This is a genomic window from Clostridioides sp. ES-S-0006-03 (assembly GCF_020662275.1).
Classification (GTDB): Bacteria; Bacillota; Clostridia; order Peptostreptococcales; family Peptostreptococcaceae; genus Clostridioides.
Genome location: NZ_JADGMM010000001.1, coordinates 436,586 through 460,572 on the forward strand (window position 1 = coordinate 436,586; position 23,987 = coordinate 460,572).

At 29.0% G+C, this 23,987-nt stretch carries 19 protein-coding genes and 1 riboswitch; of the genes, 17 read left to right on the forward strand and 2 right to left on the reverse strand.

Annotation, left to right across the window (positions count from 1 at the left end; translation table 11 throughout):
* Positions 1-62 precede the first annotated feature (62 nt).
* The gene (locus IR151_RS01885) at positions 63-1,562 is read right to left on the reverse strand and encodes an IMP dehydrogenase (RefSeq protein ID WP_227432699.1); all 1,500 of its coding nucleotides are present in this window, start codon (positions 1,560-1,562) and stop codon (positions 63-65) included.
* Between the two features lie 539 nt (positions 1,563-2,101).
* Between IR151_RS01885 and IR151_RS01890 the strand changes: the two genes are divergently transcribed.
* From IR151_RS01890 to IR151_RS01920, 7 genes are all read left to right on the forward strand, one after another.
* Positions 2,102-3,523: a PTS mannitol transporter subunit IICB gene (locus tag IR151_RS01890; protein ID WP_227432700.1), complete on the forward strand. Its 1,422-nt coding sequence runs from the start codon at positions 2,102-2,104 to the stop codon at positions 3,521-3,523.
* A gap of 26 nt (positions 3,524-3,549) precedes the next feature.
* The gene (locus IR151_RS01895) at positions 3,550-5,688 is read left to right on the forward strand and encodes a BglG family transcription antiterminator (protein WP_227432701.1); all 2,139 of its coding nucleotides are present in this window, start codon (positions 3,550-3,552) and stop codon (positions 5,686-5,688) included.
* Positions 5,689-5,719: 31 nt separating this feature from the next.
* Positions 5,720-6,142, forward strand: coding sequence for a PTS sugar transporter subunit IIA (locus IR151_RS01900; protein WP_227432702.1), 423 nt, complete (start codon positions 5,720-5,722; stop codon positions 6,140-6,142).
* Between the two features lie 18 nt (positions 6,143-6,160).
* A complete protein-coding gene (locus tag IR151_RS01905; RefSeq protein WP_227432703.1) occupies positions 6,161-7,312 on the forward strand; it encodes a mannitol-1-phosphate 5-dehydrogenase in 1,152 nt (383 codons plus the stop codon).
* 106 nt (positions 7,313-7,418) lie between these two features.
* Positions 7,419-7,520: riboswitch (purine riboswitch) on the forward strand.
* Positions 7,521-7,707: 187 nt separating this feature from the next.
* Complete coding sequence (locus IR151_RS01910) at positions 7,708-8,280, forward strand: xanthine phosphoribosyltransferase (RefSeq protein WP_227432704.1); 573 nt, start codon at positions 7,708-7,710, stop codon at positions 8,278-8,280.
* A gap of 57 nt (positions 8,281-8,337) precedes the next feature.
* The gene (gene fsa, locus IR151_RS01915) at positions 8,338-8,988 is read left to right on the forward strand and encodes a fructose-6-phosphate aldolase (RefSeq protein ID WP_227432705.1); all 651 of its coding nucleotides are present in this window, start codon (positions 8,338-8,340) and stop codon (positions 8,986-8,988) included.
* Positions 8,989-9,124: 136 nt separating this feature from the next.
* A complete protein-coding gene (locus tag IR151_RS01920) occupies positions 9,125-12,049 on the forward strand; it encodes a sigma 54-interacting transcriptional regulator (protein ID WP_227432706.1) in 2,925 nt (974 codons plus the stop codon).
* A gap of 615 nt (positions 12,050-12,664) precedes the next feature.
* Here IR151_RS01920 and IR151_RS01925 read toward each other — a convergent pair.
* Positions 12,665-14,143, reverse strand: a complete 1,479-nt coding sequence (locus IR151_RS01925; RefSeq protein ID WP_227432707.1) for an arylsulfotransferase family protein — start codon at positions 14,141-14,143, stop codon at positions 12,665-12,667.
* Positions 14,144-14,630: 487 nt separating this feature from the next.
* On the opposite strand from IR151_RS01925, the gene IR151_RS01930 reads away from it, so the two are divergent.
* The 10 genes from IR151_RS01930 to IR151_RS01975 all read left to right on the forward strand — a co-directional run bounded on the left by IR151_RS01930 (position 14,631) and on the right by IR151_RS01975 (position 23,700).
* On the forward strand, positions 14,631-15,089 hold the full coding sequence (locus IR151_RS01930) for a PTS sugar transporter subunit IIA (protein WP_227432708.1): 459 nt from the start codon (positions 14,631-14,633) through the stop codon (positions 15,087-15,089).
* 67 nt (positions 15,090-15,156) lie between these two features.
* Positions 15,157-15,432: a PTS sugar transporter subunit IIB gene (locus IR151_RS01935; RefSeq protein ID WP_021385190.1), complete on the forward strand. Its 276-nt coding sequence runs from the start codon at positions 15,157-15,159 to the stop codon at positions 15,430-15,432.
* A 57-nt stretch (positions 15,433-15,489) separates the two neighbouring features.
* The gene (locus tag IR151_RS01940; RefSeq protein WP_227432709.1) at positions 15,490-16,764 is read left to right on the forward strand and encodes a PTS galactitol transporter subunit IIC; all 1,275 of its coding nucleotides are present in this window, start codon (positions 15,490-15,492) and stop codon (positions 16,762-16,764) included.
* Between the two features lie 130 nt (positions 16,765-16,894).
* The gene (locus IR151_RS01945; RefSeq protein ID WP_227432710.1) at positions 16,895-17,947 is read left to right on the forward strand and encodes a galactitol-1-phosphate 5-dehydrogenase; all 1,053 of its coding nucleotides are present in this window, start codon (positions 16,895-16,897) and stop codon (positions 17,945-17,947) included.
* The gene (locus IR151_RS01950) at positions 17,948-18,979 is read left to right on the forward strand and encodes a zinc-binding dehydrogenase (RefSeq protein WP_227432711.1); all 1,032 of its coding nucleotides are present in this window, start codon (positions 17,948-17,950) and stop codon (positions 18,977-18,979) included. It abuts the gene before it with no gap.
* Positions 18,980-19,070: 91 nt separating this feature from the next.
* Entirely contained in the window at positions 19,071-19,883 is an 813-nt protein-coding gene (locus tag IR151_RS01955) for a transketolase (protein WP_227432712.1), read from the forward strand.
* Between the two features lie 2 nt (positions 19,884-19,885).
* On the forward strand, positions 19,886-20,806 hold the full coding sequence (locus IR151_RS01960) for a transketolase family protein (RefSeq protein ID WP_227432713.1): 921 nt from the start codon (positions 19,886-19,888) through the stop codon (positions 20,804-20,806).
* Positions 20,807-20,945: 139 nt separating this feature from the next.
* Entirely contained in the window at positions 20,946-21,392 is a 447-nt protein-coding gene (gene rpiB, locus IR151_RS01965; RefSeq protein ID WP_227432714.1) for a ribose 5-phosphate isomerase B, read from the forward strand.
* Between the two features lie 32 nt (positions 21,393-21,424).
* Positions 21,425-22,090 (forward strand): ribulose-phosphate 3-epimerase, encoded by a 666-nt coding sequence (locus IR151_RS01970; protein ID WP_227432715.1) that lies wholly within the window; start codon positions 21,425-21,427, stop codon positions 22,088-22,090.
* Positions 22,091-22,197: 107 nt separating this feature from the next.
* Positions 22,198-23,700, forward strand: coding sequence for a phosphomannomutase/phosphoglucomutase (locus IR151_RS01975; protein WP_227432716.1), 1,503 nt, complete (start codon positions 22,198-22,200; stop codon positions 23,698-23,700).
* The last annotated feature ends 287 nt before the right edge of the window (positions 23,701-23,987 follow it).

Below are 23,987 nucleotides of genomic sequence, written 5' to 3' on the forward strand. Positions count from 1 at the left end.
AATAGCTTATATTAAAATAAAAAGTGTAGTTGATTTTACAATTAACTACACTTTTGTTTATATTATAAGTTTCTGTTATCTTTTAGCATAACATCATGAGCTCCACCTTCAACGATACTAGTAGAAGATACAAGTGTTAGCTTAGCATTTTTTTGAAGTTCAGGGATACTAAGAGCACCACAGTTGCACATAGTAGAACGAACCTTACTTAGAGAAAGTGTCACATTGTCTTTTAAAGAACCAGCATAAGGAACATAAGAGTCAACACCTTCTTCAAAAGAAAGTTTCTTATCTCCACCAAGGTCATATCTTTGCCAGTTTCTAGCACGTGCAGAACCTTCTCCCCAATACTCTTTCATGTAACTACCATTTATATTAACCTTATTAGTTGGACTCTCATCAAAACGAGAGAAATATCTACCAAGCATTATAAAATCAGCACCCATAGCTAAGGCTAAAGTTATATGATGGTCATAAACAATACCACCATCAGAACAAATTGGAATGTAAATACCTGTTTTTTCAAAGTATTCATCTCTAGCTTGAGCAACTTCAATTATAGAAGTAGCTTGTCCACGTCCTATACCTTTTTGTTCACGAGTGATACATATAGAACCACCACCAATACCAACTTTAACGAAGTCAGCACCAGCTTCAGCAAGGTAAAGGAATCCTTCACGGTCAACTACATTCCCAGCTCCAACCTTAACTGTATCACCGTATTTTTCACGAATAAAATCAAGAGTTATTTTTTGCCACTCAGAAAAACCTTCTGAAGAGTCTATACATAAAACATCAGCACCAGCTTCAACTAAAGCAGGAACACGCTCAGCAAAGTCTCTAGTATTGATACCAGCTCCAACTACATATCTTTTAGAAGAATCTAAAAGTTCAAGTGGATTTTCTTTATGAGAAGAGTAATCTTTACGGAATACCATATATACAAGATTACCATTGTCATCAAGTACAGGAAGAGAATTAAGCTTATGGTCCCATATAATATTGTTTGCTTCTTTTAAAGTAACATCTTTGTTAGCATAAACTATGGACGACATAGGAGTCATAAACTCACTAACTTTAGTGTCTAAGTCCATACGACTTATACGATAATCACGACTTGCAACAATACCTAATAATTTACCAGTTGAAGTACCATCTTCAGTAACTGCAACCGTAGAATGACCAGTTCTCTCTTTTAGTTCAAGTATGTCTTTTAATGTATTGTCAGGTTTAATATTTGAATCACTCACAACAAATCCAGCTTTATGAGATTTAACACGTGCTACCATAGCAGCTTCACTTTCAATAGATTGAGAACCATATATAAATGAGATGCCACCTTCTTTAGCAAGTGCAATAGCCATCTTGTCATCAGAAACAGATTGCATAATAGCAGAAGTTAAAGGTATATTCATATGAATATCTGCTTCCTCGCCCTTTTTAAATTTAGTAACAGGTGTTTTTAAACTTACATTAGCAGGTATACAGTCAGTAGAAGAGAAACCTGGTACAAGTAGGTATTCACTGAAAGTATGTGATGGTGTATCAAAATAAAACGCCATTTTTTAATCACTCCTTATATTTTTATACTTTATTATAATTGATAGTATTAATTATAACTTATTCTTTAATTTTATTAAAGTATTTTGTCAGATATTGAGATTTTTGAAAAATTTAAACTATTTTAACTGAATCTGTTTAATATATGTTGCTTTATACAATCAAACTGTATATTAAATAATGTTTTATTTAAGGTGGTAGCTAATTTGAAGTTAATTCTTATTATATAATATCTTACATTATGTCTATATACTCCTGTTGTTAATATTAAGTATATAGTATTTTTTATTGAAAGTATAAGTCAATTAAATCTATATTAGTATGTCCAAAAGTGTCTCTAAAAAATTTATTTCATTAAATTCTTAATTTAAAATACTACATAAATAAAATTAAACAAAAACTAAAGTGACAAATGTCATTATCTTAAGTGACATAGAAACGATTTCTTAAAGTTGTTACTATAAAATATAAACTCTATAATAAAAGTATAACAAAAGGGAATCATATCGATATAGAATATAATTCAAATGGAGGTAAAATTATGAGCAGTTCTAATCAATCGACAATAAAGACATCTATACAGCGAGTAGGAAAGTTTTTAAGTGGGATGGTAATGCCAAATATAGGAGCTTTTATAGCATGGGGTCTTATAACAGCATTATTTATACCAACAGGGTGGATGCCAAATGAAAAATTAAGTACTATAGGCGATCCGATGATAAAATATCTTTTACCACTATTGATAGCATATACGGGTGGTAAAGCTATAGCAGGGCAAAGAGGCGGAGTAATAGGTGCAGCAGCAGCGATGGGAGTAATCGTTGGAGCTGATATACCAATGTTTATTGGAGCAATGATAATGGGACCATTTGCAGGATGGGTAATCAAGAAGTTTGATAAACTTGTAGATGGTAAAATACCAACAGGATTTGAGATGTTAGTAAATAACTTTTCAATAGGTATAATAGGTATGCTTCTTGCAATATTAGGTTTTTATGCAATTGGACCAGCTATAGTAGCAGGTACAGCTCTTATAGAATCAGGAGTGCAATTTATAGTTAGCAAAAGTTTATTACCTTTAGTTTCGGTATTTATAGAGCCTGGAAAGGTACTGTTCTTAAACAATGCAATAAATCATGGTATATTAGGTCCTATAGGTATAGCTGAAGCAAAAGAAGCAGGTAAATCTATAATGTTCTTATTAGAAAGTAACCCTGGACCAGGTTTAGGTGTTCTATTAGCATATTGGATGTTTAGTAGAGGAAGTGTAAAACAATCAGCACCAGGAGCAGTAATAATACATTTCCTTGGTGGTATCCATGAAATTTACTTCCCATATATATTAATGAATCCAGTTTTAATATTAGCTACAATGGCAGGTGGAGCAGCAGGAATATTAACTTTTTCAATATTAGGAGCTGGACTTGTAGCAGCACCATCACCAGGAAGTATATTTGCACTTATGGCACTAGCACCAAAAGGAGGATTACTTCCAGTATTAGCAGGGGTTGCAGTTGCGACAGTTGTATCATTCTTAGTGGCAGCACCATTTGTTAAGAGAGCTTCAGCAAACCAAAGTGAAGAAGATGGTACTTTAGAAGAAGCTAAAGCAAAGATGAGTGATATGAAATCTGCAAGCAAAAGTTCAGAACAAAAAGTTAAAGAAAAGCAACTTGAATTAAATGAAATTAAGAAGATTGTATTTGCATGTGATGCAGGAATGGGTTCTAGTGCAATGGGAGCTTCTAGATTTAAAAATAGAATAAAAAACTTGAATTTAGATATAGAAATTACAAATTCATCTGTTGATAATCTTCCAGATGATACACAAATAGTAGTAACTCACAACACATTAGTTGAAAGAGTTGCCAAAAACAATTCAAATGTTGAGATAGTATCAATAAATAACTTTTTAAATGACCCCAATTTAGATATACTGTTTAAAAGATTAGAATCTAAATAAAAAATAAAAAGTACCACTGATTAGGAGTGGATAATTTGAAAAAAAAGAAGATTACATCTAGACAAAAAAAGATAATACTCATGATAGTAGAAAATTCTAAAAAAAATATTCCAATAACTGTTTCTGAAATTGCAGGAGAGTTAGAGTTAAGTTCAAGAACTGTACTTAGAGATATGTCAGGAATTGAAAAATGGTTTGATGAAAATGATTTTAATTTTGTAAAAAAACCAGGTGTAGGTTTGATTTTAGAAGAGAATACAGAAAATCAAAATTTTATAATTGAGTTGTTAGAAGAGGAAAAAATAGAAAAAGAATATAACAAAGAAGAAAGAAACTTAATTATATTATCAAAGCTACTAGTTTCTAATGAGCCAGTAAAATCTTACTACTTTGCAAAAATATTAAAGGTATCTGAAGGAGTACTAAATAATGATTTTGCACTAGCAAGTGAATGGTTAGAAAGATTTGATATTGAGCTTATTAGAAAACCAGGGCTTGGTGTGTATCTCAAAGGTCAGGAAAAAAACTTTAGAGAAGCATATGTAAACCTTATATATGACTCATTTAATGAAAAAGAAATATTGGATATGGTCAGAAATATAAGTGAGAATATACAAACTGATAAAGCAATAGAGATTTTAAGTGAAAATAGACTTTTAAATTTAATGGACAAGTGCATAATAAGAAAAGTTGAAAGTACATTAACAAAGAAGCTTTCAGAGTTAGATGTAAATTTAGCTGATAGTGCATATATAGGGCTTGTAGTTCATATTTCATTAGCTTTACAGAGGATAAAAAATGGTGAAAATATAACTATGGAGAAAGATTTTCTAAAGGAATTATCTTTAACCGAAGAGTTTAAATTAGCTCAGGAAATCGTAAAAGGTATGGCAGTTGATTTTAGTATGGATATACCATTAGATGAAGTTGGATATATAACTATGCACATTAGAGGTGCAAAGCAAAGGTCATCTTCAAGTCATAAAGAGTTAAACTTAGATGACATAGAAGTAATGGACATTACAAATAAAATGATAGATTTGGCAGAAGATGAATTTAAGATAAGTCTTAAAAATGATGAAAGATTATTTAAAGACCTAGCAAACCATCTGGGACCTTCCATAAACAGATTGAATATGGGACTAGAAATAAGAAATCCCCTTTTAGATGAAATAAAAACTAAGTATTCATATGCTTATAATGGAGTCGAAAAGGTTTCTAAAGTCATAAAAGATAAGCTAAATATAAATTCAATACCTGAATCTGAAATAGGATATATTGCAATGCATTTTGCATCAGCCATAGAAAAAAATCTAATGATGCATGCTAATATAAATATTGTTGTAGCATGTCCTACTGGAATAGGAACTTCAAGGTTTTTATCGACTAAAATTGAAAATAAATTTCCAAATCTAAATATACTTGAAACTATTTCAGCTATAAACATAGATGAGGAATATTTAAAAGAAAAAGAAGTCGATTTAATTGTATCTACAGTAGAATTAAATACAAACTTAGATTATATATGTGTAGGTCCATTTATGAGTTCAGATGATGAGCTGATAATCAAAGAAAAAATAAAGTCTATAGCTCAAAACAAATTAATGGATTTAAAAGTAAAAGATGATACTAAAAATAAAAATAAAGTATATGAACAGATAACAGAAAGTATGAACATAGGAAGAGATATTCTTCAGTTTTTAGATGAAATTCAATTTAAAAAATTTAAAAGTAAAAACTTAGATGAACTTATTATGGATTCATCAAAAATATTTGTAAAATCTAGTGAAGATGTAATATCTATAAAAGAATCATTAGAAGAAAGATTAAAAATATCAATTCCATATATAGAAGAATCAAGGATTTTATTATTACACTGTATGAGTGAAAGAATAGATATTATGAAGTTAGCAATAATAAGATTAGAAAATAACATAAAGCTAAATTCTAAGGAAGAAATTGAGAATGTGGTTTTTATGTTACTTCCTAAAGATTCACCAAATTATCAAAGACAAATAATGAGTGAAGTAAGTGGCTCATTAATAGATAATTTTGTTTTTACTAATAAAATAAACAAATTTTCTATACAAGAGATGACATTAGAAATAAAAGATATAGTTTTTAATTTTTATACAAATAAATTAAAAACATTAATAGATAAATAAAATTTACATTAAAAAAAGGAAGGTTGATATTATGAGTAAAGTATTAAATGAGAATAATATATTTTTAGGATTAGATAGTGTTTCAAAGGAAGAAGCTATAACTTTAGCAGGAAGAAAACTATTTGAAAATGGATATGTAAAAGAAGAATATATACCAGCAATGTTGGAAAGAGAAAAGGTAATGACTACATACATGGGCATGGGTGTTGCTATTCCACATGGTGTAAATGAAGCGAAAAAAGAAATATTATCTTCTGGAATAGTTATACTACAATTCCCTAATGGTATAGATTTTGATGGAGAAAAGGCATATTTATTAATAGGAATAGCTGGTGTTGGAGATGAGCATTTAGAGATACTATCTAATATAGCAATAGTTTTAGATGATGATTTAACAGAGAGACTAAAAAATTCAAATGACAAACAAGCTTTTATGGAAGCTTTTGCCAACTAATCTTAGGAGGAACTTAAAATGAAAAAGGCAATCCAATTTGGAGCAGGAAATATTGGAAGAGGATTTATTGGAGGTTTGTTAGTTAAGTCAGGTTATCATGTTGTATTTGCTGATGTTAATGAAGAAATATTAAATTCAATAAATAAAGATAAAAAATATACTATACACATAAGAGATGTAGAATGTGTAGATGAGATAATTGACAATATAAGTGCAGTTTCATCTATAAAAGAAGAAATAATAGATGAGATTGTAGAAGCTGAAATAATAACTACAGCAGTTGGCCCTTTGGTTTTAACTAAAATAGCCCCTACAATTGCTAGAGGTATAAAAACTAGAAAAGAAAAAGGATTAACAAATAATTTAAATATAATAGCTTGTGAAAATGCAATATATGCAAGTTCTTCTTTAAAAGAGGAAATACTTAAGTGTCTAAATAAAGAAGAAGAAGACTATTTAGAGAACTATATTGGTTTCCCTAACTGTTCAGTTGACAGAATAGTTCCTCCTGGTAAAAATGAGAATCCTCTTGATGTAACTGTTGAAAATTTTTATGAGTGGAATGTTGAAAAGCAAGGATTTAAAGGAGAAATACCTAATATAGTTGGAATGAATTTAGCTGATAACCTTATGGCTTATATAGAACGTAAGTTATTTACACTAAATACAGGCCATGCTATAACTGCTTATATAGGGTACTTAAAGGGATACAAAACAATAGAAGAAAGTATAAATGATGAATATATTTGCAATATAGTGAAAAATGCAATGACAGAAAGTGGAGAAGGATTAATTAAAAAATATAATTTTGATTCAGAAGCACATTATAAATATATTGATAAGATTTTAAATAGATTTAAAAATCCATATCTTAATGATGATGTAGTCAGAGTTGGAAGAGAGCCACTTAGAAAATTAAGCGATAAGGATAGATTGATTAAACCTCTAATGACTGCAAAATCATATGGCTTAACAGTTGATAACTTAATTCTTGGAATAGGTGCAGCACTTCATTATAACAATAGTGAAGATGCTCAAAGTGTAGAATTACAAGAACTAATAAAGTCTAATGGAGTAAAAAAAGCTATTGCTAAAATAGCTAATATAAACAAGGATGAAGTACTTCTAGATAATATAGAAAAAAGTTATATCTTTATGGAAAATCTATAAGTTTACTTAAAAAGGTTGAATTTTGTCAAGTAACTAGTGAATGTTTTATTCTACACAGTTTGAATTATTTGTTGAATAATAGAGAATTATAATATATAATTAAAAAGAATAAATTAATATGTTTACCTGTATACTTTTGATAATATGGTTCAAATGTTTCTACTAAGCTACCAATAATAGCTTAACTACAGGAGTGAAGATGATATAGTTTATACTTATTTTAAATTATATATTAAGTTGGTTACTTTGAATTTTAAGCTCCTGTCTATGATATAGACAGGAGCTTTTTTAGTATTCTAAGATAAAATACAAGCAATGTAGAGAGTAAAATTAAAGAGAATATAATTTTTTTTATTAAGATTAATATAATTTAGAAAGGTTTAGGTGGGAGTACAATGAAGGCTTTAGAGGAAAAGATATTAAGAGAAGGTAGTGTTTCAGGAAATGATATACTAAAAGTCGATAGTTTTTTAAATCATCAAATTGATGTAGCTTTTTTAAATGAAATAGGAAAAGAATTTAAAGAGAGATTTAGTGGAGAAAAGGTAGATAAAATATTTACAATAGAGGCTTCAGGAATAGCTATAGCATCAATTGTTTCACAATACTTTGACAATGCACCTGTAGTTTTTGCGAAAAAATCAGAATCTAAAAACTTAGATACTGATGTGTATGAAACTAATGTATATTCATTTACTAAGGCAAAAGAATATGCAGTAAAAGTTTCTAAAAAGTATATAAACGAAGGTGAAAACATATTGGTAGTAGATGATTTTTTAGCTAATGGAAGAGCCGCTCTTGGTCTTAAAGATTTAATTGAACAAGCAAATGCAAACTTAGTTGGAGTAGGGATTGTTATTGAAAAAGGATTCCAAGCTGGAGGAGCACTTTTAAAGGCCAATGATGTAAGATTAGAATCTTTAGCAGTAGTTGAATCTATAGATAATGGAACTGTAAAATTTAGATAATTTATGATATTATATACTTGTGTTTAGCACATATTCTAATTATGGAGGATTTTTTAAATGAGATTTTTTATAGACACAGCTAATATTGAAGAAATAAAGGAAGCAAATGATTTAGGTGTAATATGTGGAGTTACTACAAATCCATCTCTAATAGCTAAAGAAGGTAGAGATTTTATAGAAGTAGTTAAGGAAATCAGTGAGATAGTAGATGGACCAATAAGTGCAGAAGTAATAAGTTTAGAGCACAAGGGTATGATAGAAGAAGCAGAAAAATTATCTAAGATACATAAAAATATAGTTATAAAAATACCTATGACAGCAGAAGGTTTAAAGGCAGTAAAAGTATTATCTAGTAAAGGTATAAAAACTAATGTTACACTTATATTCTCTGCTGGGCAAGCTCTTTTAGCTGCTAGAGCTGGAGCTACATATGTAAGTCCTTTTGTTGGAAGATTAGACGATATATCACAAAATGGTCTTGATTTAATTGAAGAAATTGTTGACATCTTCAGTGTAAATAGTATTGAGTCTCAAATAATAGTTGCTAGTGTTAGAAATCCAATACATGTTTTACAAGCTGCTAGAATGGGAGCTGATATAGCAACAGTTCCTCTTAAAGTTATAAACCAAATGATTAAGCATCCTTTGACAGACAAAGGAATAGATAGCTTTATGAAGGATTGGGAAGGTGCTTCTTTAAAATTATAATCATATAGTTATGGTTATAATTTTAATAGAAGTTCTTATGGAAATTCTAAGTAATAAGGCTAGGCTATTTTGCCTAGTCTTATTTTGGTGTATAATATATTGAAATAAACTAAAATTTAAAGTAAGGAGGCGAAATATGGATAAAATATTAAGAGAGATACAAAGAGAAGACAAGAAAAATCCATACACTGACCAAGAACTTGCTGAAATATTAAATGTAGCTAGGTCTGAAGTAATAGCGGTTAGAAAAAAGAATAATATTTTAGATTCAAGAGAAAGAAGAAAACAAATATTAATAAAGGATATATCTAAGATTGTAAATGAGAATCCTCAAATGTCTGAAAGAAAAATAACTGAAATTTTAACCGAAAATGGCTATAATATATCAAGAAGTGCAGTATCAAAATTACTAAAAGAAGAAAACTTAAGTCAATCGAAAGCTGAAATAAAAGATAAAGAACTAGTATCATCTGGAAAACATGTAAAAGTTAGTAAAGCTGTAGAAGAAGATGGGTTTGAAGAATTAATAGGTATAAAAGGCAGTTTGAAAGAAAAAGTAAACCTAGCTAAATCAGCAATAATGTATCCTCCTAATGGTCTTCATACTATAATATATGGAGAAACAGGTGTAGGTAAGAGTGAGTTAGCTACATGTATGTACAAATATGCTGTGAAAAATAATATCAAAGAAGAAAATAGTCCATTCATAGTATTTAACTGTGCAGATTATGCAGAAAATCCTAATCTATTGATAGCTCAGCTATTTGGAGTAGTAAAAGGTGCATACACAGGTGCAGATGCAAATAGAGAGGGTCTTGTAGAGCAAGCCAATAATGGAATTTTGTTTTTGGATGAAATTCATAGATTACCTGCTGCTGGTCAAGAAATATTATTTTCTTTAATAGATAGAGGTGAATTTAGGAGGTTAGGAGAGAGTAGTTCTAATAGAAAGGCAAATGTTCTCATAATAAGTGCTACAACAGAAAATCCAGATTCTAATTTACTTCAAACATTTAGAAGACGTATACCAATGGTAATAAACTTACCAAATATGAGTGAAAGACCAAAATCTGAAAGATATGAAATAATAATAAAATTCTTTGAAAGAGAAGCAAAAAGAGTAAATAAAAACTTTATAATAACTAAAGAAGTGATGTGTGCACTTATGAATTATAAATGTACTGGGAATATAGGACAGTTAAAGAGTGATATACAAGTAACTTGTGCTAGAGCTTTTAGTAAGGCAATATTTTCTAGTGACAAGGTAATTATAGATTTAGATAGCTTGAGAGATTATATAAAAAGTGGATATTATGATTGTAATTGTGAAGATGAAAAGTATTCTGAGTTTTCAGTTGAAGATATATATATAGATATTAGTGAATTAGTAAGTGGGAAAAATAGAATTTTGTCTGATAATGAGATAAGTGAAATATACAATTATGCAGAAAAAGAATTAAAGGTTCTAGAAAGTAAGTGTTTTTCAGAAGAAGAGTTAAAAAATGCATTTATAGAAAAGTTAGACAATAAATTTAATGCTATTAAAAACAATAAAAACTTGTCTGATAGAAGAAGTCGAATAGACTGGGGTGGACAGTTAAAAGAATCCACACTAGAGATAATGGACAAAGTAATTGTATTTATTAAAGAGCAGTTTAAGCATGTAAATCAGGGGCTGTATTTAGCTTTAGCAATTCATATTGAGCATGCTATAGATAGAATAAGAGATGGAAAAACTATAATAAATCCAAGTTTGGATAAGATAAAAGCATCAATGCCAATGGAATATGAATTATCCAGATATGTAATGGGAATAGTGGAAGATTTAACACAAGTTACATTCCCAGAGGATGAACTTGGATATTTAGCATATTATATAAATAAATTTTGTTACAATGAAGAAAGTATAAAAGATAAAGTAAAAGTAGTTATAGTTACGCATGGTAAAGTTGGAATTGAAATGTCTAATGTTGTAAATCACATTCTTGGTATAGAATGTACACTGGGTATAGAGATAGCACTTACAGATTCACCAGCAGAAGGAATAGAACATGTATTGGATGAACTTAAAAAGATAGAAGCACAGAAAGGAATTTTGGTTCTAATTGATATGGGTTCTCTAGTAATCCTTGGTGATGAGGTTGAAAAAAGACTTGGTATTAGATGTAAGACTGTAAACAGGGTGGATACATTATTAGCAATGGAAGCAGGAAAATTGGCGACAATTGAAGGAAAAAGTTTAGATGGTATAATAGCAGATTTAAAGAAAAATAAAAATTATGCTATGGTAAATACGAATAAATTTAGTTATAGAAAAAATGAATATGGAAAGAAAAATGTAATTATTACATTATGTTTAAGTGGGGTAGGTACAGCTTTAAACTTAAAGGAACATATAGAAAAGCAAATTGAGGAATATGATGCTTCAATTGAAGTAAAGCCAATTGCTTTTTTAAATAATAATTTAGAAGATGAATTAAATGACATTGAAGCTGAATATAATATTATTGCTATTTGTGGCACAATTGATATAGATTATAAAAATGTACCTTTTATTTCTTATAATGAGGTACTTGGAAAAAATGGAATTAACAAGGTATTAGAACATTTAAATAATAAACAACCATCTTTGAGTAGCGATAATCAATTGGATAATTTAATACATGAAGATTTGATTTTATATGATTTTGAAGGAATCTCAAAGGAGTATATAATCGACACTCTTGTATCAAAGCTTGAAGAAGGTGGGTATGTAGACTCAAAATATATATTAAGTGTGTATAAAAGGGAAGCTATGGGAAGTGTTGTAATGGCTTCAAAAGTTGCTGTACCACATGGGCTTCCAGAAAATGTTATAAAACCAGCAATAGCTATAGCAAGATTAAATAAGCCTATAGTGTGGGATAATAAATTTATGGTAGATTTAGTGGTTTTATTAGCACTTAAAGAGAATAATAAAAAAGAAATACGAAGCTTATTTTCAAAGATTAATGACCAGCATACTTTGGAAATTTTATTAAATACTGAAGATAAAAATGAAATAAAAAAGATATTAAGTTAATTTTAAACGTGAAAAATAATATAAAAAATTAAATAGAAAAATTTATTTTAGCACAAGTTTTAAGGTAAGTTTAATTGATAGATAGTTAATTGTTTAATATAAGGTTAATACCATAAGATTGATTTATTTAATTTTATAGAGTTAGCCTTTTTATTTGTAGATAGCAAACATACAAAATAATAATAATTAGTGATTTTATTTTTTATAGACTTGTTATAAATTATTAAAAAGCAAATATATTGCTAAAATACAGGGCTTTTTTTATATTAATTTATGAAATTTTAGAATCATAAAGATTTGTATATGCAGATACTAAGAAAGAGCAGTAATAAAAGATGGAATATGTATTATAATAATTTATACATATACCAAATAAATAGAAATATCTAGTAGAATATAAGAAATTAAAAACAGTAGTCAGGAAAATATCAAATATGTTGGTGTTATAGTGATTTTCTAATATCAAAGCAGGTGTTATAGAAACATAAAAGTTGACACCTGCTTTTTATATTAAAATTAAGGAAAATAATAACCCTGCAAGTAAAAATAATAGATTTATTTTCCTTGCAAGATTTGTATTAATTAAAATTGATATTTTATTTTAAAGTAAGTTTTTTATTGAATTTTATAGCATCTATACATACTTTCACCACTCTTAAAGGAGAATCTGAAATAAACTTTATCATTAGAGAAATCTTTTTCTATAGCTACTAAATCTTGCTTTTCTCCAGCCTTTCCACCAGTTCCAACTAAGAATACATCTTTTTCACTATCTATTTCTTGAACTGAACCCATATATTTGTAATAGTCATTTATGTCATATGAGCGATATTCAGTAACTTTTTTATTTTCTTCATCCAATTTTATTTTAATAACTCTTGTAGATTTATTTTTTACACCATTATCATATAAGGTTATATATCCATCATCTGTAATTCTAGCATTATGCTGTCTTGAGAACTTTTGATTATCTGTTAAATTGAACTCATCACCCAATCCTCCTAGGGTCCAAATAATTTCTCCTGTTTTTCTATCTAATTTAATAACTTCATCTAAATTTCTAAATGAGCAGATTAGATTTCCGTCCTTGGGGTCAATAGTCATAGAATTAAAATGTACATAGTCTAAAGATGTATCACTTTTTTCGCTAAAATTATTTTGTTCAACACTTTCTTTATATAGTTTTTCATGGTCAATACTTTCCCACTGCCATACAACTTTACCATCTTTTATTTCTTGTAGTACACTATTTACCACATAAGGTGAATTTCCTTTATTCAAGTTTGAAGGAATGTTTGTTGCCTTAAATTTTTGATAACTAGAAACAATATAGTGATTATCATTTATGTATATAAAGTCATGGTTTTCTAACTCAGTACCAGATTCTATGTTTTTATTTTTTTCCATAGTAATTTTATTTATTTCATTATAATTTTCATCTAATATAACAAGATATGTTGGTGAGTATCCAACAGAACTTATTCGTTTTGTTGAGTCTTTATCTTGAAGTAAATATCCATATCTAACTTTACCATCATCTGTAGTGATTTTTTTAAAATCAAAAGGATTTGATTCGACTTCCTTGTAAAAAACTATATTTCCTTTGTTATTTAATTTAAATACAAAATTATATTCTTCATTGTGTGTAGTAAGATAATAATCACCATCATAAGGGCTATTTGCAGTAACAGTATACTTTGGAAAATCTTTTGAAAGAGAATTTATGTAATAATTTCTATATGAATTCTCACCACTATACATTACAGATATTTTTATTTTAGAAGAGCTACTGATTTCTTTCAATTTAAAGGTTGATTTATCATTTACATTAATTTCTTTATCATCTATTTTGACACTGTTTACACTTTTAGAGTTTTTTATTGTTATACTATTTTGATTTGTTGAATTAAGTTGCTTTACGTTTTGACTATTAAAAATTCCCTCTTTAGATAGTGTTACATCATAACCATTTACAGTTATAGTAAGTGTTTTTTTCGACTTACTTTGAGATGCAAAGACTTGCTTTGCGAAAACACCAGAAACAAATAAAATACTACATAAAAATACTATCTTTAATAAATTTTTTCTTTTCATTCTTATCTCCTTTTCATATTAAGTTTTATATATTTTCATATTGATTTTATTATATAAATAAAAACATACTATGAATTTAATTATGCGTAACGTGAATTTTGATAGACAATTATATGAAAATTCATTCACACTGAAATAATTAAACAATAAATACGAAAATTAATGTTGTTTAGATTGAATAATTTTATAAAATAGCTAAGAAACAGAAAAAACCACCCATAAAAAATAAAAAAACCATTTCTATAACAAAAAAAACCACGAAAATATAAAAATATATGGATAGTTAAGTGCTTAACAAGTGAAAATTAAAATAAAAATTAAAAAAAATTTATCTATGAAAGTCGGCTAAAATCCTGCGATTGAACATTATTTCAAGGAAAACATTTTCTTTTATTTCACAAAAAAAGCCACTTTTTGGCACGGCATATGCTTTATATAAAGACAAGAAAAACAAGATATGAGATAAGAGCAATTAGGAGGTGCAAATATGGAGTTTATAAATTTTGTAAGTGATAAAGTTATAAACCTTAAAATGGATTGTAAAACAAAAGAAGATTTCTTTAAGGAAATACATAATAAAGTTTTTGAATTAGGCTTTGTAAAAGAAGAATTTGGAGAAAAAATACTAGGGAGAGAAAATGTATTTCCAACAGGTTTAAACTTAGGTGATTATGGAGTAGCTATACCACATACAGATGCAGAATATATTAAAGAACAATTTATAGCAGTCTGTACTTTTAATGAACCAGTAGTATTTAGTTCTATGGAAGACCAAAATGAAAAAGTACCTGTAAATTTAGCTTTCGTTTTGGGGCTTAATCAACCACACAGTCAATTGTCTGTATTAACAGAATTGATGGGGATTATGCAAAATAAAGAATTAGTTGAGAAGCTAATGGATTCTACTGACAAAGAAGAAGTTTTAAAGACAATAAAGTCTTTATAAAAAATAAAAGAATAAAAGATACTAACAATAAAAATAAGAAAATAAAAATTATTAGGAGGAAATAAAAATGAAAAAAATATTAGTAGCATGTGGAGCAGGAATAGCAACATCAACAGTAGTTTGTGATAAGGTAGAAAGATTAGTTAAAGAAAATAATATACAAGCAGAAGTTATACAATGCAAAATAGCTGAATGTGCAACAAAGCAAGATGGAGCAGATTTAATAGTATCAACAACTATATTACCAACAACTTATAATATACCAGCAATAAAAGCAACAGCATATATAACTGGAGTTAATACAGCAGCATTAGATAAAAAAATATTAGATGCTTTAAAATAATCCTATCATAAATAAATTGAAATCATATTAAAAAAACAGAAAAAGGAGGATTTATAAATGGATAAATTATTAGCAGTAGTACAGTACATTTTAAACATGGGACCAACAGTAATACTACCAATAACAATTGTAGTCTTAGGAATGATATTTAGAATTAAATTTACAAAAGCTTTAAAATCAGGTCTTACAATTGGTATAGGGTTTGTGGGTATAAACTTAGTTGTAAACCTATTAACTTCAACACTAGGGCCAGCAGCTCAAGGAATGGTTGAGAGATTTGGACTTAATTTAACAGTAATAGATGTTGGTTGGCCAACAACAGCATCAGCAACATGGGCTTCACCAGTTGCACCAATATTAATACCAGTTTGTTTATTAGTAAACTTACTATTATTATACTTCAATAAAACAAAGATATTAAACGTTGATATATGGAATTATTGGCACTTTATAGTAGCAGGTGCAGTTGGATATATAGTAACAGGAAGTTATATCTGGGCTATATTCTGTGCAATATTAATGGAATTGTTAGTACTATTTATTGCAGAAAAAACAGCCAAGAATGTTCAGGAGTTTTATGATTTAGAAGGTATAGCATTACCAACTGGTTCAACAGCCTCATTTGCTCCACTTGGATATTTAGTGGGTAAATTTGTTGAAAAAATACCAGGAATAAATAAAATACAAGCAGACCCAGATTCTATACAAAAAAAATTCGGTATATTTGGTGAACCAATGATGATGGGTATTATACTAGGGATAATACTTGGAGCTCTTGCTGGATACGATGTAGCAGGAATATTCAATGTAGGTATATCAATGGGTGCAGTAATGTTACTTATGCCTAGAATGGTTAGAATATTAATGGAAGGTTTAATTCCAATTTCAGAATCAATAAGAGATTTCTTACAAGCAAAATATGGAGATAGAGAACTTTATATAGGGCTAGATGCAGCAGTAGCAACTGGACATCCAGCAGTTATATCAACAGCTCTTATACTTGTTCCTATAACTCTATTCTTAGCAGTTATATTACCAGGAAATAAAGTTTTACCATTTGGTGACTTAGCAACAATACCATTCTATATGGCATTTATAGTATGTTTTAGAAAAGGTAATATAGTTCAATCAGTTATAACAGGAACTATAGTAATAGCTATATCACTTTATATGGCTACAAATTTTGCAGATGTTCATACGCAATTATTACAACAAGCAAATATGATGCCAAAAGGAACAACAATGGTTACAAGTATAGATACAGGTGGTAACTTACTAAAATGGGGAATATTGAAATTATCTCAATTAGTTTCTTCACTTGGAATATTCTAATATTTAGTTAATAGAGATTACTCTTTTTTAGTAAAGTATGCGAAAATTTAACATTTAGCAGCTACTAGAAAAGAGTAATATTTTTTATAAATTTTTAAAAAATACAAAATACAAAAGGAGGAGATTTATCGTGAAAGCAGCAGTATTACATGGCACAAATGATATGAGATTTGAAGATATAGAAATAAAACCATGTGAAAGTGATGAAGTAAAAATAAAAGTTATGGCAGCAGGAATATGTGGGTCAGATCCTCCAAGAGTATTAAAACATTGGAAATATCCAGTTCCAGCTATACCAGGACATGAATTTTCTGGAGTAATTGCAGAAGTTGGTAAGGATGTAAAAAATGTAAAAGTTGGAGATAGAGTAGTTGCGATTCCTTTTATACCTTGCAATGAGTGTGAATATTGTAAGAGAGGGTTATTTTCATTATGTGATGACCATGGTATGTTAGGAGCTAAAACTTTTGGAGCTTTTGCAGAATATGCAAACATAAAAGCTACAAATGTTTTACCAATAGGAGACATGGATTTTGAAGATGCCGCTATGATAGAACCACTTGCAGTTGCTATGCATGGAGTACTTAATATAGGTATCCAAGTTGGAGATACTGTAGCTGTAATGGGTAGTGGAACAATGGGTCAACTAGTAATACAAGGACTTAAGATAGCAGGAGCTGGAACAATTATAGCAGTTGATATATCTGATAATAAATTAAGAGAATCAAAAGAATTAGGTGCTGATATAATAATTAATGCTAAAGATGTAAACCCAGTAGAAAAAATAAAAGAACTTACTGGTGGAAAAGGTGTTGATATAGCACTTGAATGTGCAGGCTCTAAAATAACTCAAGAACAATGTTTACTTATAACTAAAAAGAAAAGTAAAATAGGATTTTTAGGAATAGCATATTCAGATATAACTTTATCTGAAGAAGCATTTGAAAATATATTTAGAAAAGAACTAGAGTTAAAAGGTTTCTGGAATTCTTATTCTGCACCATTCCCAGGACAAGAGTGGACTAAAGGAATCACTCTAGTTAATGAAGGAAAAATAAAATTAAAAGAAATGGTATCTCATAGATTTTCACTTGAAGATACTTATAAAGCATTTGAAATGATAAGAGATAGAAAAGAAGAATTTAATAAGATATTAATTTTACCACAAGGGGTTGAAAAATAAATGAAGGCAGTAGTTAAAACTAAACCAGGTTATGATAATGTAGAAGTATTAGAGGTAGAAGAGCCAAAAGCTACAGGAGATAAAGTTAAAATAAAAGTAGAGTACAGTGGTATATGTGGTTCAGATATACATTCATTTAAAGGAGAATATGCAAATATAAAAGCTCCAGTAACTTTAGGTCATGAATTTTCTGGAATTGTTGTAGAAATTGGTGAAGATGTTAAAAATATAAAAGTAGGAGATAGAGTTACATCAGAAACTACTTTTGCAACTTGTGAAAAATGTATATATTGTGCAACTAAAGACTACAATTTATGCCCAACTAGAAAAGGTATTGGTACTCAAGCAGATGGAAGTTTTGCTGAATATGTATTATCAAGAGAGGAAAGCATACATGTACTTCCTGAAAATGTATCTTTATTATCAGCAGCTCTTACAGAGCCACTAGCTTGTTGTGTTCATGCAGCTCTTGAAAAAACTACTATAGAAAGTGATGATACAGTATTAATAATAGGACCAGGACCAATAGGATTACTATTAGCTCAAGTTGTTAAATCTCAAGGTGCTACAGTTATAATGTCTGGTGTTACAAAAGATAAAGAAAGATTAGAAATAGCTAAAAATCTTGGAGTAGATAGAACTGTAAACGTAATGGAAGAAAGTCTAGCAGATGTAGTAAATGAAATGACTGATGGAAATGGAGTAAATAAAGGATTTGATTGTTCTGGATTTATGCCAGCAGTTAATGAAGCTTTAAGATTACTTAGAAAGAAAGGAACTTTCGTACAAGTTGGGATATTTGCCAAAAAACTAAATGAAATGGATCAAGAAGCAATAATTCAAAGAGAGTTACAATATATTGGAAGTAGATCACAAAAACCAAGTTCTTGGATTATAGCATTAGATTTAATGGCTAGTGGAAAAGTAAATACAGAAGCATTAGTTACAAGAACTGTTGGTTTAGACGAATTTAAAGAGGGTATTACAGCTTTAATGAACGGAGAAGAAATAAAAGTTGCAGTAAAATCTTAAAAAAACATTTGTATTATTTTAAAAAAAATTGTAAAATCTACTGTAGGATAAGAAAATGTAAGGTCTTAAAAAATAACAGGAGGAAAAAAGTATGAGCACTCTTAGAGATCATTCTAATAATATTAGAAAAAACATAATAAAAATGGTTGCAGAAGCTAAAAGCGGGCATCCAGGTGGTTCATTATCAATAGCTGACATGTTAACAGTGTTATATTTTGATAAAATGAACATATGTGTAGAAAATCCAAAAATGGATGATAGAGATAGATTTGTTCTATCAAAAGGTCATGCAGCACCAGCTTTATATGCTACATTAGCAGAAAAAGGATTTTTCCCAGAAGAAGAATTATTGACACTTAGAAAGTTTGGTTCTAAGTTACAAGGACATCCAGACATGAAAAAAGTAGCAGGAGTAGATATGTCTACTGGTTCTCTTGGACAAGGTTTATCTGCTGCAAATGGTATGGCACTAGCTGGAAAATTAGATAATAAAGACTATACAGTGTATACTATATTAGGTGATGGAGAAATCCAAGAAGGTCAAATATGGGAAGCTGCAATGACAGCATCACATTATAAATTAGACAACTTAATTGCATTTGTTGACTTAAATGGATTACAAATAGATGGTTCTAATGAAGAGGTAATGAATGTTAGTCCAGTAGATGACAAATTTAAATCTTTTGGATGGAATGTAATAGTAATAAATGGACATTGTTTTGATGAAATAGGAAATGCAATAGATGAAGCTAAAAAAGTTACAGGAAAACCAACAGTAATAATAGCTAAAACTGTAAAAGGTAAGGGTGTTTCATTTATGGAAAATAATGCTGCATGGCATGGAACAGCTCCAAATGCAGAACAAGCAGAACAAGCATTGAAAGATTTAGAAGGAGGTCTATAGGAATGGGAATAGCAACTAGAGAAGCTTACGGACAAGTGTTAAAAGAACTTGCAGAAAATAAAGATATAGTAGTATTGGATGCAGACTTAGGAAAAGCTACAAAAAGTATATCATTTAAAGAAGTTGCTCCAGATAGATTTTTTGATATGGGGATAGCAGAAGGTGACATGATTGGTACAGCAGCAGGTCTTGCTACTTGTGGAAAAATACCTTTTGCAAGTACTTTTGCAATATTTGCAGCAGGAAGAGGCTATGAGCAAATAAGAAACTCTGTAGCATATCCAAACTTAAATGTTAAAATAGCAGCTACTCATGCAGGAGTAACAGTAGGAGAAGATGGAGGAAGCCATCAAGCTATAGAAGATATATCTTTAATGAGAGGTATACCAAATATGGTTGTATTAAATCCTGCAGATGCCTTAGAAGCAAGACAAGCAATATTTGCATCTATTGATTATAATGGACCTGTATATATAAGATTAGGTAGAGCTGCAACTCCAGATGTAAACAGTGAAAACTATAAATTTGAAATAGGAAAAGGAACTGTTTTAAGAGAAGGTTCTGATATAACAGTGATAGCTACAGGAATAATGGTAGCAAAAGCATTAGAAGCAGCAGAAGAACTTGCTAAAGAAGGTATAAATGTAGAAGTTGTTAATATATCTACAATAAAACCTTTAGATGAAACATTAATAAAAGAAAGTGCTAAGAAGACTGGAAAAGTAGTTACAGCAGAAGAGCATAGTATAATTGGTGGTTTAGGTTCAGCTGTATGTGAAGCTTTAGCAGAAACTAAAGATGTAGTAGTTAGAAGAATTGGTGTTAAGGATGTATTTGGTCAATCAGGTACACCAGCAGACTTATTAAAACATTATGGATTAACTACTGAAGATATAGTAAAAAATATAAAAGAATTATTATAGATGTAAATATCATTGAATAATAAATTGGTTTGATATAAATCAATTAAAGCTGTCTTAAAAATAGAAAGAAATTTCTACAATGGGACAGCTTTATTTTTACGATAATTATAAAATTTTATATAAAGAGGGGTGCTTTTTAATGAAAATATCTATTGGATGTGACCATGGTGGTTACGAGTTAAAGGAATTTATAAAAGAAAACTTAATAAATAAAGGTATAGAAGTTGAAGATGTAGGAACAACTTCAAAAGAAAGTGTAGATTTTCCAATATATGCAAAAAAAGTAAGTCAAAATGTTCAAAGTAAAAAATCAGATTTAGGTATACTTTGTTGTGGTACAGGAATAGGCATGTCTATTGCTGCAAATAAATTTAAAGGAATTAGAGCAGCAGTTGTGTCAGATTGTTTTTCAGCTAAAGCCACGAGAGAACACAATAATACAAATGTACTTTGTTTAGGGGAAAGAGTTATTGGAAAAGGATTAGCAATGAGAATTGTTGAAGAATGGTTAAATTCAAGTTATAATGGAGAAAGACATGCAAGAAGATTACAAATGATTGATGATATAGAAAATGAAAACTTATAAATAATGAAAATTTATATCTAAGGAGGAGAGTTATGTCTATTATTTGTGCTTCAATAATGTGTGCAGACCAAATGAATTTAAAAAAAGAACTAGAATCTCTTGAAGAAGCTGATGTAAAATTGCTTCACTGTGATGTTATGGATGGAATATTTGTCAAAAACTTAGCTATGGGACCAGAACTATTAAAATCAATAAGTGAAAATACAACTATACCTTTAGATATTCATTTAGCTACAGAAACTCCAAATAAGTATATTGATATGATGTCTTATATAAAACCAAAGTATATTTCTTTTCATGTGGAATCAAGCACAGATGTAAAAGCTGATATACAAAAGTTGAGAGAATATGGAATAGGGCCAGTATTAGCGATAAGTCCTCAAACTAGTGTAGATAAAATAGAAGAATATATAGGTTTAGTTGAGGGTATCTTAGTAATGACAGTAAATCCAGGATTTGCAGGTCAAAAATTTAATCTATCTGTTTTGGATAAGTTAGATAAGCTTACGGAGATATTAAAAGATTATGATAATCCTCCATTTATAGAAGTTGATGGAAATATAAATAAAGAGACCATTAGACTTATGAGTGGCAAAAAAGTCGATATATATGTTGTAGGTACTTCAGCTTTATTTAATGACAAGCCTCCAATTTCATATAAAGAGAAGATAAAAGAATTAAAAGAAAGTATAAAATAATTAATAATAAAATTATAAAATATGCATATTTAAATAATGTAAACTTTAAATAAGTTAGGAATTTTATAATCTTTAATAAAAATTTTAATTGAGTAAGGAGAATGTTTATGGGTGACATATACAAGCTGCAAAATGGAACGGATATTAGAGGAATAGCATATAAAAATGATTCTAAGGAAGTTAATTTAACTGTAGAAGAAGTAAAAAAAATAGCTAAAGCATTTCATATTTGGTTAAAAGAAAAAACTAAAAAAGATAAAGTAACTGTTGCAATAGGAACTGATTCTAGAATAACAGGGAGTCAATTTAGAAATACTGTTATTGAAACTTTGATTAATGATAATTGTGATGTAATTGATTGTGAGATTGCTACAACACCAGCAATGTTTATGACAACTATCATGGATGGATACCACTCTGATGGCTCAATTATGATTACAGCTAGCCATTTACCTTATTACTATAATGGGTTAAAGTTTTTTACAGAAAATGGTGGTCTAGAAAAAACAGATATAAAAGAAATGTTAGATATAGCTGTTAAAAATGATAGTGTACAGTCTGAAGGAGTAGATAAAAAAGGAACAGCTGTAGTAAAAAATTTAATAGAAGATTATTCTAATTTATTGATAGATAAAATTAGAATAGGTGTAAATTCAAGTAAAAACTATGAAAAGCCTTTTTCTGGACTTAAAATACTAGTTGATGCAGGAAATGGAGCTGGAGGGTTCTTTGCTGAAAAAGTTTTACACATACTGGGAGCAGATACAACAGGTAGTCAGTTTTTGAACCCAGACGGTATGTTTCCAAATCATATACCAAATCCTGAGAATAAAGAAGCAATGGAAAGCATCTGTAAAGCCGTATTAGATAATAAGAGTGATTTAGGAATAATATTTGATACAGATGTAGATAGAGCTGCTATTGTAGGTAAAAATGGGAAACCAATAAATAAAAATGCTCTTATAGCTGTTATATCATCAATAATATTAGAAGAACATCCAAATACAGCCATAGTAACTGATTCTATTACCTCAGAAGGTCTTGCTAAATTCATAAGCGAATTAGGAGGAAGACATCATAGATTTAAAAGAGGATATAAAAATGTAATAAATGAAGCTATAAGATTAAATAGTGAAGGTGAAGAGTGCCATTTAGCTATAGAGACATCTGGACATGCTGCTCTAAAAGAAAATTATTTTTTAGACGATGGAGCATATTTAATAGCTAAAATTTTAATAAAAGTTGCAAGACTGTCTTTAGAGGGAAAGACTATAGAAGAATTGATAGAAAACCTTGAAGAAGCAAAGGAAGAAAAAGAAGTTAGAATAGGAATCAATAAAGAAGATTTTAGACCATATGCAGAAGGTATACTAAAAGAATTAGATTCTCATGTTAATAATGTTGATGGATGGTCTGTTGCACCAAATAACTTTGAAGGTATAAGAGTCAATTGTAATGAAGCAAATGGAGATGGTTGGTTTTTACTTAGAATATCATTACATGAGCCATTGTTAGCTTTAAATATTGAATCAAATAAAGTTGGTGGAGCAGAAGAAATTTACTCTGAATTAAAACTTTTCCTAGAAAAATATGACTTAAAAGGTCTTTAGTGTTAATAAAAAACATATACTATATTAAAGAATGGATGTAAATTTATACCTAAGATTACAAATATTACAAAATTGTAATCTTAGGTAACAGAGATGTAACTGATTATGGAAACTCTATGTGATATTATAAATACAGAGAGATGAAATACATGATGATTTATAGAGAAATATAATTTAAAATGTATTAATATCGCACTAAAAGGTATAATCAAATAAATATGTAAATATAAACCCCAACATTTAGAAAGAGACCTCCAAGGAGGTTTTTTTCTTGTTTACTTCTAAAA

Bases quoted from the DNA above. Each gene is read 5' to 3' on its own strand.
- IR151_RS01955 (WP_227432712.1), top strand. From the start codon at position 19,071: ATGAGCACTCTTAGAGATCATTCTAATAATATTAGAAAAAACATAATA.
- IR151_RS01890 (WP_227432700.1), top strand. From the start codon at position 2,102: ATGAGCAGTTCTAATCAATCGACAATAAAGACATCTATACAGCGAGTA.
- IR151_RS01925 (WP_227432707.1), bottom strand. From the start codon at position 14,143: ATGAAAAGAAAAAATTTATTAAAGATAGTATTTTTATGTAGTATTTTA.
- IR151_RS01930 (WP_227432708.1), top strand. From the start codon at position 14,631: ATGGAGTTTATAAATTTTGTAAGTGATAAAGTTATAAACCTTAAAATG.
- IR151_RS01935 (WP_021385190.1), top strand. From the start codon at position 15,157: ATGAAAAAAATATTAGTAGCATGTGGAGCAGGAATAGCAACATCAACA.
- IR151_RS01950 (WP_227432711.1), top strand. From the start codon at position 17,948: ATGAAGGCAGTAGTTAAAACTAAACCAGGTTATGATAATGTAGAAGTA.
- IR151_RS01920 (WP_227432706.1), top strand. From the start codon at position 9,125: ATGGATAAAATATTAAGAGAGATACAAAGAGAAGACAAGAAAAATCCA.
- IR151_RS01975 (WP_227432716.1), top strand. From the start codon at position 22,198: ATGGGTGACATATACAAGCTGCAAAATGGAACGGATATTAGAGGAATA.
- IR151_RS01970 (WP_227432715.1), top strand. From the start codon at position 21,425: ATGTCTATTATTTGTGCTTCAATAATGTGTGCAGACCAAATGAATTTA.
- IR151_RS01885 (WP_227432699.1), bottom strand. From the start codon at position 1,562: ATGGCGTTTTATTTTGATACACCATCACATACTTTCAGTGAATACCTA.
- rpiB (WP_227432714.1), top strand. From the start codon at position 20,946: ATGAAAATATCTATTGGATGTGACCATGGTGGTTACGAGTTAAAGGAA.
- fsa (WP_227432705.1), top strand. From the start codon at position 8,338: ATGAGATTTTTTATAGACACAGCTAATATTGAAGAAATAAAGGAAGCA.
- IR151_RS01960 (WP_227432713.1), top strand. From the start codon at position 19,886: ATGGGAATAGCAACTAGAGAAGCTTACGGACAAGTGTTAAAAGAACTT.
- IR151_RS01910 (WP_227432704.1), top strand. From the start codon at position 7,708: ATGAAGGCTTTAGAGGAAAAGATATTAAGAGAAGGTAGTGTTTCAGGA.
- IR151_RS01900 (WP_227432702.1), top strand. From the start codon at position 5,720: ATGAGTAAAGTATTAAATGAGAATAATATATTTTTAGGATTAGATAGT.
- IR151_RS01905 (WP_227432703.1), top strand. From the start codon at position 6,161: ATGAAAAAGGCAATCCAATTTGGAGCAGGAAATATTGGAAGAGGATTT.
- IR151_RS01940 (WP_227432709.1), top strand. From the start codon at position 15,490: ATGGATAAATTATTAGCAGTAGTACAGTACATTTTAAACATGGGACCA.